General features: G+C 60.6%; 12 protein-coding genes. 8 read left to right on the forward strand and 4 right to left on the reverse strand.

Annotated elements, in window-relative coordinates; genetic code table 11:
- Nucleotides 1–13 precede the first annotated feature (13 nt).
- The 7 genes from M5C01_RS22735 to M5C01_RS22765 all read left to right on the forward strand — a co-directional run bounded on the left by M5C01_RS22735 (nucleotide 14) and on the right by M5C01_RS22765 (nucleotide 9,052).
- Entirely contained in the window at nucleotides 14–1,429 is a 1,416-nt protein-coding gene (locus M5C01_RS22735; protein WP_103498474.1) for an acetyl-CoA carboxylase biotin carboxylase subunit, read from the forward strand.
- An 11-nt stretch (nucleotides 1,430–1,440) separates the two neighbouring features.
- Nucleotides 1,441–3,255 carry a sodium-extruding oxaloacetate decarboxylase subunit alpha gene (gene oadA, locus M5C01_RS22740; protein WP_103498473.1) on the forward strand — a complete coding sequence of 605 codons (1,815 nt, stop codon included), beginning with the start codon at nucleotides 1,441–1,443 and terminating at the stop codon, nucleotides 3,253–3,255.
- 192 nt (nucleotides 3,256–3,447) lie between these two features.
- On the forward strand, nucleotides 3,448–3,987 hold the full coding sequence (locus M5C01_RS22745; protein WP_103498472.1) for a hypothetical protein: 540 nt from the start codon (nucleotides 3,448–3,450) through the stop codon (nucleotides 3,985–3,987).
- A 122-nt stretch (nucleotides 3,988–4,109) separates the two neighbouring features.
- Nucleotides 4,110–5,846 (forward strand): type I secretion system permease/ATPase, encoded by a 1,737-nt coding sequence (locus tag M5C01_RS22750; protein WP_103498471.1) that lies wholly within the window; start codon nucleotides 4,110–4,112, stop codon nucleotides 5,844–5,846.
- Nucleotides 5,843–7,171 (forward strand): HlyD family type I secretion periplasmic adaptor subunit, encoded by a 1,329-nt coding sequence (locus M5C01_RS22755; RefSeq protein WP_152736613.1) that lies wholly within the window; start codon nucleotides 5,843–5,845, stop codon nucleotides 7,169–7,171. The genes M5C01_RS22750 and M5C01_RS22755 overlap by 4 nt, the downstream gene beginning before the upstream one ends.
- A 17-nt stretch (nucleotides 7,172–7,188) precedes the next feature.
- Nucleotides 7,189–8,532, forward strand: a complete 1,344-nt coding sequence (locus M5C01_RS22760; protein WP_152736614.1) for a TolC family outer membrane protein — start codon at nucleotides 7,189–7,191, stop codon at nucleotides 8,530–8,532.
- A 241-nt stretch (nucleotides 8,533–8,773) separates the two neighbouring features.
- Nucleotides 8,774–9,052 carry a helix-turn-helix transcriptional regulator gene (locus M5C01_RS22765; protein ID WP_152736615.1) on the forward strand — a complete coding sequence of 93 codons (279 nt, stop codon included), beginning with the start codon at nucleotides 8,774–8,776 and terminating at the stop codon, nucleotides 9,050–9,052.
- A 55-nt stretch (nucleotides 9,053–9,107) separates the two neighbouring features.
- Here the strand turns inward: M5C01_RS22765 and M5C01_RS22770 are convergent, their stop codons facing one another.
- The 4 genes from M5C01_RS22770 to M5C01_RS22785 form a co-directional block, all read right to left on the reverse strand.
- Nucleotides 9,108–11,591, reverse strand: a complete 2,484-nt coding sequence (locus tag M5C01_RS22770; protein ID WP_103498467.1) for an autotransporter outer membrane beta-barrel domain-containing protein — start codon at nucleotides 11,589–11,591, stop codon at nucleotides 9,108–9,110.
- Nucleotides 11,592–11,769: 178 nt separating this feature from the next.
- Nucleotides 11,770–12,369 (reverse strand): autotransporter outer membrane beta-barrel domain-containing protein, encoded by a 600-nt coding sequence (locus M5C01_RS22775; protein ID WP_248764398.1) that lies wholly within the window; start codon nucleotides 12,367–12,369, stop codon nucleotides 11,770–11,772.
- Complete coding sequence (locus M5C01_RS22780; protein WP_248764397.1) at nucleotides 12,272–12,871, reverse strand: hypothetical protein; 600 nt, start codon at nucleotides 12,869–12,871, stop codon at nucleotides 12,272–12,274. Before M5C01_RS22780 ends, M5C01_RS22775 begins: the two co-directional genes overlap by 98 nt.
- Before the next feature lie 172 nt (nucleotides 12,872–13,043).
- The gene (locus M5C01_RS22785) at nucleotides 13,044–14,219 is read right to left on the reverse strand and encodes an autotransporter outer membrane beta-barrel domain-containing protein (protein WP_248764399.1); all 1,176 of its coding nucleotides are present in this window, start codon (nucleotides 14,217–14,219) and stop codon (nucleotides 13,044–13,046) included.
- On the opposite strand from M5C01_RS22785, the gene M5C01_RS22790 reads away from it, so the two are divergent.
- A partial coding sequence (locus tag M5C01_RS22790; protein ID WP_248764400.1) for a hypothetical protein occupies nucleotides 14,133–14,321 on the forward strand: 189 nt, incomplete at its 3' end. The two genes, M5C01_RS22785 and M5C01_RS22790, sit on opposite strands and share 87 nt — an antisense overlap.

Raw genomic sequence — 14,321 nt, forward strand, 5'->3', positions numbered from 1 at the left:
TAGGAATTTCCAAGTGATAAAAAAGATCCTGATCGCCAACCGTGGTGAAATTGCCGTACGAATCGTGCGTGCCTGCGCCGAGATGGGCATTCGCTCGGTCGCGATCTATTCCGACGCCGATCGCCATGCCCTGCATGTGAAGCGCGCGGATGAGGCCCACAGCATCGGTGCCGAACCCCTGGCCGGCTACCTGAACCCGCGCAAGCTGGTGAACCTGGCGGTGGAAACCGGTTGTGACGCGCTGCACCCCGGTTACGGCTTCCTGTCGGAAAATGCCGAACTGGCGGATATCTGCGCCGAACGTGGAATCAAATTCATCGGCCCGTCGGCGGAAGTGATCCGCCGCATGGGTGACAAGACCGAAGCCCGCCGCAGCATGATCAAGGCCGGCGTGCCGGTCACCCCGGGCACCGAAGGCAACGTCGCGGACATCGCCGAAGCCCTTACCGAAGGCGACCGTATCGGTTACCCGGTGATGCTCAAGGCCACCTCCGGTGGTGGCGGTCGCGGGATTCGTCGCTGCAACAGCCGCGAAGAACTGGAACAGGCCTTCCCCCGGGTGATTTCCGAAGCGACCAAGGCCTTTGGTTCGGCGGAAGTCTTCCTGGAAAAATGCATCGTCAATCCCAAGCACATCGAAGCGCAGATTCTTGGCGACAGCTTCGGCAACGTGGTGCACCTGTTCGAGCGTGACTGCTCGATCCAGCGCCGCAACCAGAAGCTGATCGAAATCGCCCCCAGCCCCCAGCTGACCCCGGAACAGCGCGCCTATATCGGCGACCTGTCGGTGCGCGCGGCCAAGGCGGTGGGCTACGAGAACGCCGGTACCGTGGAGTTCCTGCTCGCCGAGGGCGAGGTGTACTTCATGGAAATGAACACCCGGGTGCAGGTGGAACACACCATCACCGAAGAAATCACCGGCATCGACATTGTCCGTGAACAGATCCGCATCGCCTCCGGCCTGCCGTTGTCGGTCAAGCAGGAAGACATCATCCATCGCGGTTTTGCCTTGCAGTTCCGGATCAACGCCGAAGACCCGAAGAACAACTTCCTGCCCAGCTTCGGCAAGATCACCCGTTACTACGCTCCCGGCGGTCCCGGCGTGCGCACCGACACGGCGATCTACACCGGCTACACCATTCCGCCGTTCTACGACTCCATGTGCCTGAAACTGGTGGTCTGGGCGTTGACCTGGGAAGAGGCGATGGACCGTGGCCTGCGGGCCCTGGACGACATGCGCCTGCAGGGGGTGAAGACCACTGCGGCCTACTACCAGGAAATCCTGCGTAACCCGGAATTCCGTAGCGGCCAGTTCAATACCAGCTTTGTTGAAAGCCACCCTGAGCTGACCAACTACTCGATCAAGCGCAAACCCGAAGAGCTGGCCCTGGCCATCGCCGCCGCCATCGCCGCCCACGCAGGCCTGTGAGGACTATTCCAATGACTTCTTCCAAAAAAATCCACGTTACCGACACAATCCTGCGCGACGCCCACCAATCGCTGCTCGCCACCCGCATGCGCACCGAAGACATGCTGCCGATCTGCGAGAAGCTCGACAAGGTCGGCTACTGGTCCCTGGAAGTCTGGGGCGGCGCGACCTTCGACGCCTGCGTGCGCTTTCTGAAAGAAGACCCGTGGGAGCGCCTGCGCCAATTGCGCGCGGCCTTGCCCAACACCCGCCTGCAAATGCTCCTGCGCGGCCAGAACCTGCTGGGCTACCGCCATTACAGCGACGACGTGGTCCGGGCCTTCGTTGCCAAGGCGGCGGTCAACGGTATCGATGTGTTCCGCATCTTCGACGCCATGAACGACGTGCGTAACCTGCGGGTCGCCATCGAAGCGGTGAAAGCGGCGGGCAAGCATGCCCAGGGCACCATCGCCTATACCACCAGCCCGGTGCATACCATCGAGGCCTTCGTGGCCCAGGCCAAGCAGATGGAAGCCATGGGTTGCGACTCGGTGGCGATCAAGGACATGGCCGGCCTGCTGACCCCTTACGCCACGGGCGAACTGGTCAAGGCGCTGAAGAGCGAGCAATCGCTGCCCGTATTTATCCACTCCCACGACACCGCCGGCCTGGCCGCGATGTGCCAGCTCAAGGCGGTGGAAAACGGTGCCGACCATATCGACACCGCGATCTCCAGCTTCGCCTGGGGTACCAGCCATCCGGGCACCGAGTCGATGGTTGCGGCCCTTAAAGGCAGCGAATTCGACACCGGCCTGGATCTGGAACTGCTGCAGGAAATCGGCCTGTACTTCTACGCCGTGCGCAAGAAGTACCACCAGTTCGAAAGCGAATTCACCGCCGTCGACACCCGCGTGCAGGTCAACCAGGTGCCGGGCGGGATGATCTCCAACCTCGCCAACCAGCTGAAAGAGCAGGGCGCCTTGAACCGCATGGGCGAAGTGCTGGCGGAAATTCCGCGAGTGCGTGAAGACCTCGGCTTCCCGCCGCTGGTGACCCCGACCTCGCAGATCGTCGGCACCCAGGCGTTCTTCAACGTCCTCGCCGGCGAGCGCTACAAGACCATCACCAACGAAGTGAAGCTGTACCTGCAAGGCGGTTATGGCAAGGCACCGGGCGTCGTCAATGAGAAGCTGCGGCGCCAGGCCATCGGCAGCGAAGAAGTGATCGACGTGCGCCCGGCCGACCTGCTCAAGCCGGAAATGGTCAAGTTGCGTGGTGAGATCGGCGCCCTGGCCAAGTCGGAAGAAGACGTGCTGACTTACGCCATGTTCCCGGATATCGGGCGCAAATTCCTCGAAGAGCGTGAGGCCGGCACCCTGGTTCCTGAGGTGTTGTTGCCGATCCCCGAGGCCGGTGGCGTGCGTTCGGCGGGCGGTGAGGGCGTGCCGACCGAGTTCGTGATCGATGTGCACGGCGAAACCTACCGTGTGGACATCACTGGTGTCGGCGTCAAGGCCGAAGGCAAGCGGCACTTCTACCTGTCCATCGACGGCATGCCGGAAGAAGTGGTGTTCGAACCGCTCAACGAGTTTGTCGGCGGTGGCAGCAGCAAGCGCAAGCAGGCCAGCGCGCCGGGCCATGTCAGCACCACCATGCCGGGCAATATCGTCGATGTGCTGGTCAAGGAAGGCGACACCGTGAAAGCCGGCCAGGCCGTACTGATCACCGAGGCCATGAAAATGGAAACCGAAGTGCAGGCCGCCGTGGCGGGCAAGGTCACAGCCATCCATGTGGCCAAGGGCGACCGGGTCAATCCGGGCGAGATCCTGATCGAGATCGAAGGCTGATCGAAGGCCTTCGACTACCAACGTTTTTCCTCGGGGGAGCATGTGCTCCCCTTTTTTTTACGCTGGATTTGCCATGGAAGAGTGGTGATATCTATTTATATAACCCTCACTTCATAAGTTTCATTAAATAGACGACGAGCACGCCTGATGGGTATCGGGCGCTCATTAACTCGTCGTTATATGGAGTGATTTATGTCAGTGGAAACCAACGGTGCAAACGATTGGATGTTCTCGCCTTTCGAGAACAAGTTGCCATGGATAGTATCTGAGCGCGGGCAACCGGCTGCTACCAATCCTAATTTCAGTAGCACAAATGCCACTTTTGATTTTGTTGGCTGGAGCGCAAAAGTTACCAAGGTTTCAGAAAATTTGCAGCGAGATCTTATGGAAATCCAGGCGCTGCTTGACGTGGTTTTAAATTATAGGCCAGCGCAACATAGGGGGCTCATAGACGACCAGGACCTCAGCCATTTTGAGTTTGGCAAGCCTGAAGACGGTTTAGATGAGGTGCAGCCGCAACATCGAGGGTTTATTGGCGAGGAGAGCCCCGGCAGGGACGCGTTTGACAGGCTTGAAGCAGATTCTGGCCAGGGAGAAAGTAATTTCTCAGCGTTTAATGAGTATGAATTCGTTTTCAATCAGCCTGATGCCTATAGCGACTTTGCCGACAGCTATTACGACGGTCCTGTTGATAAGGGCCCGCTCCCTGATATTTTGGATATGGCGGCGTAATAGCCCTCTCGCCGGTTTATAAATAGCCCGGTCAGTTTATTCGTTTGAACTCACCAAGAGCAGTGCCCTAGGCGCTGCTCTTCTGATGTTTTACGCACGCGAAATACTACTCAAGGAAGTCAATGAAACCCTTGGCGACAACACCTACGGCACCGTTGATAGAAGTGCTCGGGGAATATAAGAGTATTCTGATCAGCGTGGGCTGTTTTACCGCCTTGATCAATGTGCTGATGCTGGCCCCCTCGATATATATGCTGCAGGTTTATGATCGGGTCCTGACTTCGCAAAACCAGACCACGCTGGTTATGTTGACGTTGATGATCGTGGGATTCTTCGTTTTTATCGGGCTGCTGGAGACCGTTCGCAACTTTGTCGTCAGCCGTGTCGCCGGGCATCTCGATCAGCGTTTCAACCTGCGTGTCTACCAGGCTGCTTTCGAGCGCAATCTGGTCCGCGGTGACGGGCATGGCGCGCAGGCCCTCGGCGATCTGAACCATATTCGCCAGTTCCTGACCGGCCCGGCCTTGTTCGCTTTTTTCGATGCGCCCTGGTTTCCGATCTACCTGGCAGTGATGTTTATGTTCAGCTTCTGGCTGGGTGTCTTCGCCTGTGTGGGAGCTGTGCTGCTGGTGAGCATGGCGCTGCTCAATGAGTGGCTGACCAGGAAGCCGCTGGCTGAAGCCGGCCGCCATTCACAAGAGGCCAGTCGCCTGGCCACCAGCCATTTGCGCAATGCCGAGACCATTCAGGCCATGGGCATGCTGGGTGTGTTACGCCAACGCTGGTTCGAGCCCTACGCCCATTTTCTTTCGCAACAGAGCCGGGCCGGCGATACGGGCGCGGTCATGACCCATCTGAGCAAAGGCTTTCGCCAGTGCCTGCAATCCCTGGTGCTGGGGCTCGGTGCGCTGCTGGTGATTATTGGTGATATGAGCGCCGGGATGATGATTGCCGGTTCCATCCTGATGGGAAGGGTTTTGCTGCCCATCGACCAGTTGATTGCCACCTCCAGGCATTGGAACGCGGCCAGGTCGGCCTATCAGCGTCTCGACGCGCTGCTCAATGAGTTTCCCGAATCGACGGGAGCGATGGCCTTGCCCGCTCCCAAGGGGCAACTGGCGTTCGAGCAGGTGAGTGCCGGGCCTCCCGGCCAGCAGCGCACGACCTTGCATCAAGTGAGTTTCCAGCTGGCGGCCGGTGAAGTGCTGGGGGTGCTGGGGGCCTCCGGCGCGGGCAAGTCGAGCCTGATTCGCGTGCTGCTGGGCATCTGGCCGGTCCAGGGCGGGGTGGTGAGGCTGGACGGTGCCGATATCCATCGTTGGGACCGCAATGAACTGGGTCCCCATATTGGCTACCTGCCGCAGAACATCGAGTTGTTCAGCGGTTCCGTGGCTGAAAATATCGCCCGTTTCGGCGCGCCGAACCCGGACAAGGTTGTCGAGGCGGCCCGGCAGGCGGGTGTTCATGAGCTGATCCTGCGTCTGCCGCAAGGTTATGACTCGGTGCTGGGGGACGCCGGCGCCGGCCTTTCCGGAGGCCAGAAGCAGCGCGTGGCCTTGGCCCGGGCGCTCTATGACCGGCCTCGCCTGGTGGTGCTCGATGAGCCGAACTCCAACCTTGATACCGAGGGTGAAGCGGCCCTCACCCGAGCCATTACCCAACTGAAGGCTCAGGGCAGCACGGTGATTCTGGTGACCCACCGTAGCCAGGTTCTGGTCCAGGCCGATCAGTTGATGGTGCTGGAAGAGGGGAAAGTGCGGGCTTTCGGTCCGCGTTCGGAGGTGCTCGACAGTTTATCGAGAACCCGGGAGTCGGCTTCGAAAGCTGCCATTCAATCGCCAAGGAAAACAGGCGCATGAGTTCAGAGAGCATCACGCCACATCACCCTGCGCTCACTTCGTGTCCGCAGCGCGGGGCCGCGTTTTTCGTCAGATTGGGCTGGGCACTGGTGGTGTTCGGTGCCGGAGGTTTCTTCAGCTGGGCGGCCCTGGCACCGCTGGATCAAGGCGTCAGTGTGCCGAGCACGGTTGTCGTGTCCGGCAAGCGCAAGGCCGTCCAGTCCCTGGGCGGGGGAGCCGTCAGTGGGATTCTGGTCAGAGAAGGAGAGAAGGTCGAGAAGGGGCAGGTGCTGTTTCGCCTGGATCGCACGCAACTGTCGGCCACTGTCCAATCCTTGCAGGCCCAGTACCGCCAAGCCCTGGCCACCCAGGCCCGCTGGCAGAGCGAGCGGGACAATCTGGCGCAAGTTCAGTTTCCAGGCGAGTTGATGGCCGATACCGATCCATTGTTGGCGCTTGTGCTGGAAGGGCAGCGGCAGCTTTTCAATAGTCGGCGCGAAGCCTTTTCTCGCGAGCAGGCGGGCATCCGTGCCCGCATCGACGGGGCGACGGCCCAACTGTCCGGCCTGCGCCAAGCCCGCAATGATCTGAATGCCCAAGCCGGATCATTGCGCCGGCAACTGGAGAAACTGCGCCCTCTGGCGGATGAGGGACATATTGCGAGTAATCGTCTGCTGGAGCAGGAGCGCCAGTTGTCCCAGGTTCAGCAGCAGATCGCGCGGAATAAGGGGGAAATCGGGCTGCTGAAACAGGAAATACTCGAGTCGCAGCTAAGGCTCTCCCGGCATGTCGAGGAATATCAGACCGAAGTCCGTGGCGAGTTGGCCGAGGTGCGACTCAAGTGCCTGACTCTGGAACAACAGCTGGCATCCGCGAGTTTTGACTTGCAGCACACCGAGGTCAACGCGCCGGCGCAAGGGATTGCCGTCAACTTGAGCGTGCATACCGAGGGCGCCGTGGTACGTGCCGGCGACACGCTGCTGGAGATCGTGCCTCAAGGCCAGCATCTGGAGGTGGAGGGGCGCTTGCCGGTCAGCCTGGTGGACAAGGTCAGTCCGGCCCTGCCGGTGGACATCCTGTTCACGGCGTTCAATCAGAGCGTGACGCCCCGTGTCGCGGGCGAGGTCAGCCTGGTGTCGGCCGACCAGTTGCTCGACGAAAAAACCGGCGCCCCCTACTACGTGATACGTAGCTCGGTCAGTGAAGCCTCCCTGGAACAGCTCAATGGACTGGTGATCAAGCCCGGCATGCCGGCCGAGATGTTCGTCCGTACCGGGGAGCGCTCGCTCCTCAACTACCTGTTCAAACCGCTGCTGGATCGCGTGAGCGCCTCGTTGACCGAATAGGAAGAGGGTCTGCCGTCATGAAAATAGTTTTGATACCTGTTGCGCTGCTCGCGTTGATCGCCAGCCTCGAGAGCCATGCCCTGGGCCCCTTTCAAGTGTATGAGTCGGCTTTGCTGCATGACCCGGTGTTCCAGGGGGCCATGAAGGCGCGCGATGCAGGGCGGGAAAGCGATGCCATTGGCCGGGCGGGGCTGCTGCCTCGGCTGTCCTACAGCCACAACCTGGGGCGTAATGAATCCAGGGTCACCCAGCTCAGGGAGGCGGGCAGCAGCCATGACCAGCGCCGCTACCGCAGTGCCACCTCGGCGCTGACCCTGCAGCAACCGCTGCTCGATTACGAAGCCTATGCGGCCTATCGCAAAGGCGTCGCCCAGTCGCTGTTTGCCGATGAGGTGTTTCGCAGCAAAAGCCAGGAGCTGCTGCTGCGGGTACTCAGCGCCTACACCCGGGCTTTGCTGGCCCAGGACCAGATCGAAATTGCCCAGGCCAGAAAAAAGGCCTTTGAGCAACAGTTCCAGCGCAATACCCACCTGTTTCACCAGGGAGAGGGCACCCGTACCGATATTCTCGAAGCCGAATCGCGTTTCGAGCTGGCAACGGCGCAACAGATCGAGGCTCATGACGAACAGGAGGCCGCCTTGCGGGAGTTGGGGGCCTTGATGGGCAAACCAGGGATCGCCATCAATGATCTGGCGCCGCTGTCCGCGACTTTCCAGGCCTTTCCCATGGAGCCGGCGACCTTTGATCATTGGCATCGCATGGCGCTGGTCCAGAACCCGTTGCTGGCTTCTCAACGCCAGGCGGTCGAGGTGGCGAGGTTCGAGGTGGAGCGCAGCCGTGCCGGACACCTGCCCAAGGTCACGGCCTACGCCAGCCTGCGCAGATCGGAGTCCGATAGCAGCAGCACTTATGACCAGCGCAACAGCACCAATAGCATTGGCGTCGAGTTGAGCGTGCCGTTGTTTGCGGGGGGCGGCGTTTCGGCCTCCGTGCGCAAGGCCAGCCGGACCCTTGAGCAAACGGAGTACGAACTGGAGGCCAAGACCCGTGAGACGTTGATCGAGCTGCGTCGCCAGTTCAGCGCTTGCCTGTCGGGGGAGAGCAAATTACGCGCTTATCAGAAGGCCCTGGCTTCAGCGGAGTCGCTGGTGGATTCGACGCAAAAGAGCTTGCTGGGGGGCGAGCGGGTCAACCTCGATCTGCTGAATGCCGAGCAACAACGGTTCAGTACCCGCAGCGAGCTGGCCAAGGCCCGTTACGACTATCTGATGGCATGGGTGAAGTTGCGTTTCCATGCGGGCATTCTGAATGAGGGCGATCTGGCCAGGATCGATGAGGTGTTTGTTGGCGATATCGGTTGATGAGCCACTTCCTTCCGTGAGCGATGGCAAACGGTCTGAAATCTGCACTTTATTGCGTCTATCAACCACTTGGCGGCCTAAAAATGCATTTTATTGCGTTCGCGAGGTAATGAAGATGGACTGATCTGTACTATATTGCAGTTCTGTCGACGATCTTTGCTTATCGGACGCATTAAATTGCAGGTTGGGCCATGTACACACTGACACTCCAGATTTATGCGAACTGGACTTAGGGGCTGAAATGACCCTCAGCCTTGATGTCCGTGCACTGCTGATTCAAGCCATTCAAGACGAGCTTACCCAGGGCGTGATCGGTATCGGCGCGGCGGTCAGGCGCTTGCGTGTCGAGGTCACCGGCTTGCACCAGACTCAATTTGCTCGGATGTGCAGGATTTCGGTACGGACCCTTGTTCATATCGAGCACGAGGAGGGCAATCCGACGCTCAAGTCGTTGAACTCGGTGTTCAAACCCTTCGGGTTGCAGATGGGCGTGGTGCGACTTCGCAAGACTTCAGGCTGACGGGTTCGCGCCACCTTTTGCACGGCGGACGACTGGCCGAACAGCCCAAGCCCGGTTAAAAGGCCAGCGCCCACTGCCCCATGACGCCATGCTTGCGGCTGTTGCCGCCGACTTCCCCGCTGTAGCCGACGCCGAGGTTCTGGCGGGGCGATAACTTCAGGTCGAGGCCGGCCTCCAGCACCAGGCTGTCGCGGTCCAATGCACTGCTTTTGATCTTGAACGAATCGTCGTTCAGTGCCATCAGGTTCTGTTCAGTCTGGTGGGTGGTGCGGCCATACAGATGTTTCCAGCCGGCGCTCAGGTGTGGGGTCAGGCGCATGCCACTGTCCAGTGTGTACTGATTGGCCAGGCGGGCACCGAAGGTGCTGCTGAGATTGTCCTGGGTCTGTGCCTTGACGTTCAGGGCCGTGTCACCGCCTTTTTCCTTGAAACCCTCGTGGTGGTAGCGCTGATAACCGATATTGACGAACGGCTCCGCGTGCAGGTTGCCGCTACCCAGGTTGTAGCCGAGTTCGGCGAACGCTTGTTGGCTGTCGGCACGGTGGTTGCCTTTGAGGCGATCACTGAGGCCGGCGAAGTCCACGTTGCGCCGGGTTCTGCCCTCGTGGATGCTGTGTACCGCGCCGAGACGCAGCGCCAGGGGGCCGCTTTGGCGCAGGGCATAAGCACCCAGGTGCCAGCTATCGAGGTCACCCCCGAAGTCGGTGCCCTTGAGGCGGGTCTGTGATTTGCCGCCCAGCACCCCCAGGCGCCATTCCGAATCGAGCGCCCAATCGGCACCGAGGAGAAGGCCCCTGGTGTTCTGCTGCAGCACCTGGCTGCTCTGGCTGCGCTCGAACTTTCCGGAGTTGCCCAGGCCCTGGACCCAGAGTCGGCCATTGGCACCGTTACGACTCGAATCGCCGGTGGCGAGGGCGGTCGAACTCAGGGTCTGTCGATTGGCGGGGTCGCCCAGTTGCCGCATGGCCGAGAGCATGCTGCTGCTCACTTGGCTGGCACCACTCAAGGTTGCGTTACCCAGGTTGGCAGTGTGGCTGCTGGCGAGTTGCTCCAAGGCGCGTGTCAGCGTGGCTTCATTACTGGTGGTCAGGGCGGCGCCCACGGCCGGGACATCGTCCATCTCCTCGACATCAGCCATCGCCAGCTCAAGATCGCTGTCCATGTCGTCGTCCAGGCTCCTGCGCTTTCGTATGATGGATTTGTTCATGCCGTCCGAGAAAAATTCCTCGCGGCTGACGGCTTGGCCCTTGATCCCGGTGGTTACTTTCCCAAAACGTGTCAGGGGTTCCAGGTGTCTGGCAACGCTCTTGGCATTATCGGATTGCGCAAGACTCTCAAGGGCGACATCGTTACGCCGGTAGCTCAGTCCAACCTCCGTTTTGCCATAGCGGACCTCCGGGGTCATCAGCGCCAGGTCAGTGGTGACCTGGCCGAAGGTACCCTCCACGTTGCCCGCTCGCAGAAGAGTGTGCTGGCTGTTCACGGGCGCACGGCCTCCCGTCGCGTTTACCAGCAATGTGGCCCCACCCAAATTCGCTGTTCCCCCGACCTGGACGGTGGCGCTGCCACCATTGGCGTCGACCCCGTAGATCAACTTCGAACCTCGGCTCAAGGTGAGGTCCTGACCGATACTGGCAGCGCCCGATGCCCGATTGACCCGCAACGTACCCTTTACCAGCAAGCTATGGGTGTAACCCTGGCCGGTATACTCACCCTTGACCAGGGTCTGCCCGGTGATCGCACCCTGGTTGATCAGCTTCGCGCCCCAGGCAATCTCGGCGCCGTCACTGAAGTCGCCGCGGCTGAGCAGCGTCCAGGTCCCTGAATCGACATGGAGCTTTTCGAACCTGAGGGTGTCTCTGAGGGTTCCGCTCCCGGCGCCATTGAGAACCACCCGGTCGTAACCTTGACCGCCGTCGATAAATCCGCCGATTCGGGAGCCGCTGTGGAGGGACAGCACATCGTCGCCACCGCCGAGGTCAATCGTGGGACCGCCTCCGGAACCGATGATTGAACCGCTGTTGACGACGACGTCATTGAAGTTGCCTTCGAACTTTATGCCTCGGGCACCCTGGATGGTTCCCGAGTTTGTCACATGGGTCGTACCGCCGCCCTTTGCCAGAATGCCGTAGCCCTTGCCGCTGATCAGTGCCGACGAGCCGTTTGTAACGCTACCGTTGCCGATCACCAGGCCTGAGCCGAGCGGGTGGGTGCTTTCAATGGTCCCGGCGTTCGAGATACGGGCGACCTTGCCGATGCGGATGCCGTCATTGAGAGGGCTGCCCTTCTCTCCGAGACTACCGGTGATACGTCCCTTATTGTCCACGTTGCCATTGCCTTGGGCATAGACGCCGGCCCCGTCTCGACCGACGATTGTTCCCGCATTGAACAGCAAGAGATCCTCTTGGCTGGTAAGGCCATGGGAGTTATTGGAAATGATGCCCCTGTTGACGATGTCGGAGGCTTGAGTGTGTTGTGTCGCCGTTATGCCGAGGGCGAGCGTCACGGCGATGCTTAAACGAGGCTGAGTAAATTGCATTCCTTGTCACCTCAAGTTCAATTGAGATGAGAATGTAATTATTCGTTTCCCTGGCGGATGTCGGGCCTTGGGCTCCTGCTGTGCGAGACACGTCCTTGTTTGAGCGATGTTTGGTCCTGGGCAGGATTGACACCTTCCCGCGGCCCGGCCTGACCCGGCCGGGTGGCGGGAACCTTGTTTAAAAGGTCAGCCTCCATTGACCCATGACCCCATGATTACGCTGGTTGCTGCTGACTTCCCCGGTGTAGCCGACGCCGAGGTTCTGGCTGGGCGACAGCTTCAGGTCCAGGCCCGCTTCCAGCAGCAGGCTGTCGCGGTCCAGGGCGGCGCCTTTGACCTTGAAGCTGCGATCGTTCACCGTGAATTTCTGCTGGGTCGTGCTGCCAACGTCGCCATGCAGATGCTTCCAGCCAGCACTCAGGTGTGGGGTCAGGCTCATTTTATTGTCGAAGGGGGTGACGCTACTCGCGCGCAAGCCGAGGGTGCTGCTGAGGTTGCCGTGGGTCTGACTGCCGACGGCCAGGGCCGCTTCGCCGCCGCGCTCGGTGAAGCGGTCGTGGTGATAACGTTCGTAACCGAGGCCGGTGAAGGGTTCGACACGCAGGTCGGCGCCACCGAAGCTGTAGCCGACTTCGGCGAAAGCTTGTTGGCTGTTGGCGTCGTAGTCGCCTTTGAAACGATCACGGTAGCCATTGAACGCCACGTTGCGTCCGGTCTTGCCGGAATGGCTGCTGTACACCGCGCCGAGCCGCAGGGCCAGCGGGCCGCTTTGGCGCAGGGCGTAGACACTTGCCGACGTTGTAAATCTCCGCATCCCCGATGATCCGTATGCCATCGCCGTCGGCATCCAGGGTGCGTGCATCACCGGTGATGCTGGCGGAGTTGGTGACCTTGCCATTGCCCGTGGAATGGAATCCCGCGCCATTGAATCCGCTCACCTGGCCGCGGTTGGTGAGTTCTCCCGCGCGTCGGGTGCTGACGCCGTGACGCCCGCCCGAGAGGGTGCCGACATTGATCAGGGTGATATCGGAGGGGCCCAGGTCTATGCCGTCATGATGTTCACTGCTGATTTTCCCGTCGTTGACGATGCGTCCCTCTACGCGTCCGATGACCTTGATGGCGCTTCCGGTGATCGCTTGAATGTTGCCATCACGTTGATTGGTGTAGCCGATTGACGACTCGCTCAGCAAGACCGTATGGCCTTTCTCGGCGTGCAGGTGGCTGACATTCCCCTGCTGTTGAGGGGCTGAGGGCGTGGGGCTGGCGTGTGTGTCGCGCAAGACGATAGTCGTGAGTGCCAGCGTGACCGCGAGTGCTAGGCGATGAGGGGTGGGGGGCATTGGATTTCCGGCCTCGGATTGATTCGGGGCCGGAAATGTATCTATGTATTTAATCGATAAATGTCGGCCTTTTTACCTCCGACAGGCGGGATAAGTCCTTAGGTTCAAGGGATTAAAAACTCATCTTCCACTGCCCCATGACGCCATGGGTCCGGCTGCTATTGCCTACTTCACCGTTGTAGGCCACGCCGATGGAATGCCTGGCCGACAGGTTCAGATCCAGCCCGGCTTCGACCACCAGGGTGTCACGGTCCCGGGTGATCCCCTTGGTGTTGAAGACGTCGCCGGTCACCTGATTGGACTGGGTGCTGGTGCTCTCGACCGAGCCGTACAGGTGTTTCCAGCCCGCGCTCAGGCGCGGGGCCAGACTCATCTTGTTGTCCATGTGCTTGATGCTGGCGGTGCGCAGGCCCAGGGTGGTGTTGAAGTTGCTCTGGGTCTGGGCATCGGCCTTCAGCGCGGCTTCACCGCCTTTTTCCGTATAGCCCTGGCGCGAGTAGCGCTGGTAGCCAAGGCTGGCAAAAGGTTCGGCGCTCAGGCTGCCGCTGCCCAGGTTGTAGCCGAGTTCGGCGAAGGCCTGCTGGCTGTTGGCGTTGTAGTTGCCGGTGAGACGGTCCTTGTAGCCGCTGAACTCCACGTTGCGTTCGGTCTTGCCATAGTGCTGGCTGTGGACCGCGCCCAGGCGCAGGGCCACGGGCCCGCTCTGGTGCAGGGCGTAGGTACCGACATGCCAGCTGTCCAGGCCGCCTTCGAAGCGGTTGGCTTTATGCTTGGATTGCGACTTGCCGCCCAGCAGGCCCATGCGCCATTCATTGTCCAGGGCCCAGTCGACGCCCACCACCAGGCCTCGGGTGTCCTGTTCGAAGGCCTTCTGGCCTGCCGGTTGATCGAAGGCGCTGGCGTTGTTCAGGGCGTCTACCCACACACGACTTTCATTGGGCTTGATTTCCGAACGCCCCGACAGCGAGACCTGGCCGGGCGCGCCGTTTTGTCCGGCGAGCAGGCGCTGGGTGGGGTCATTGCCGAGCTGGCGCATGGCCGCGAGGGCGCTGTTGCCCACCTGGCTGGCACCGCTGAGGGTGGCTGCACCCAGGCTGGCATTGCCGGCGCCGGAAAGCTGCATGCGGGCGTCTCTTTTTGCCGCCGTGCCCAGTTTGTTCAGGGCCGTGCGTAGTGGGGAATCGACCGGCCTGGGGAATGGTTGGCCGACATTGCCGCCTTGTCCGCCCTTTGGATCATCCTGCTGGGGCTGGTTTGTGGTTTGAGCGGCAATAAGCTTTTGTTCCAGTTGGGCATTGTTCTGCCTCATATCGGAGACTTCTTTACTGAGGTCAGCGATGGCGTTGGTGTTGTCGGTGATCTTGTTTACGCTGTCAGCGATGGCAGCGGC

The organism is Pseudomonas sp. MWU12-2319 (genome assembly GCF_023242525.1).
GTDB lineage: Bacteria > Pseudomonadota > Gammaproteobacteria > Pseudomonadales > Pseudomonadaceae > Aquipseudomonas > Aquipseudomonas gingeri_D.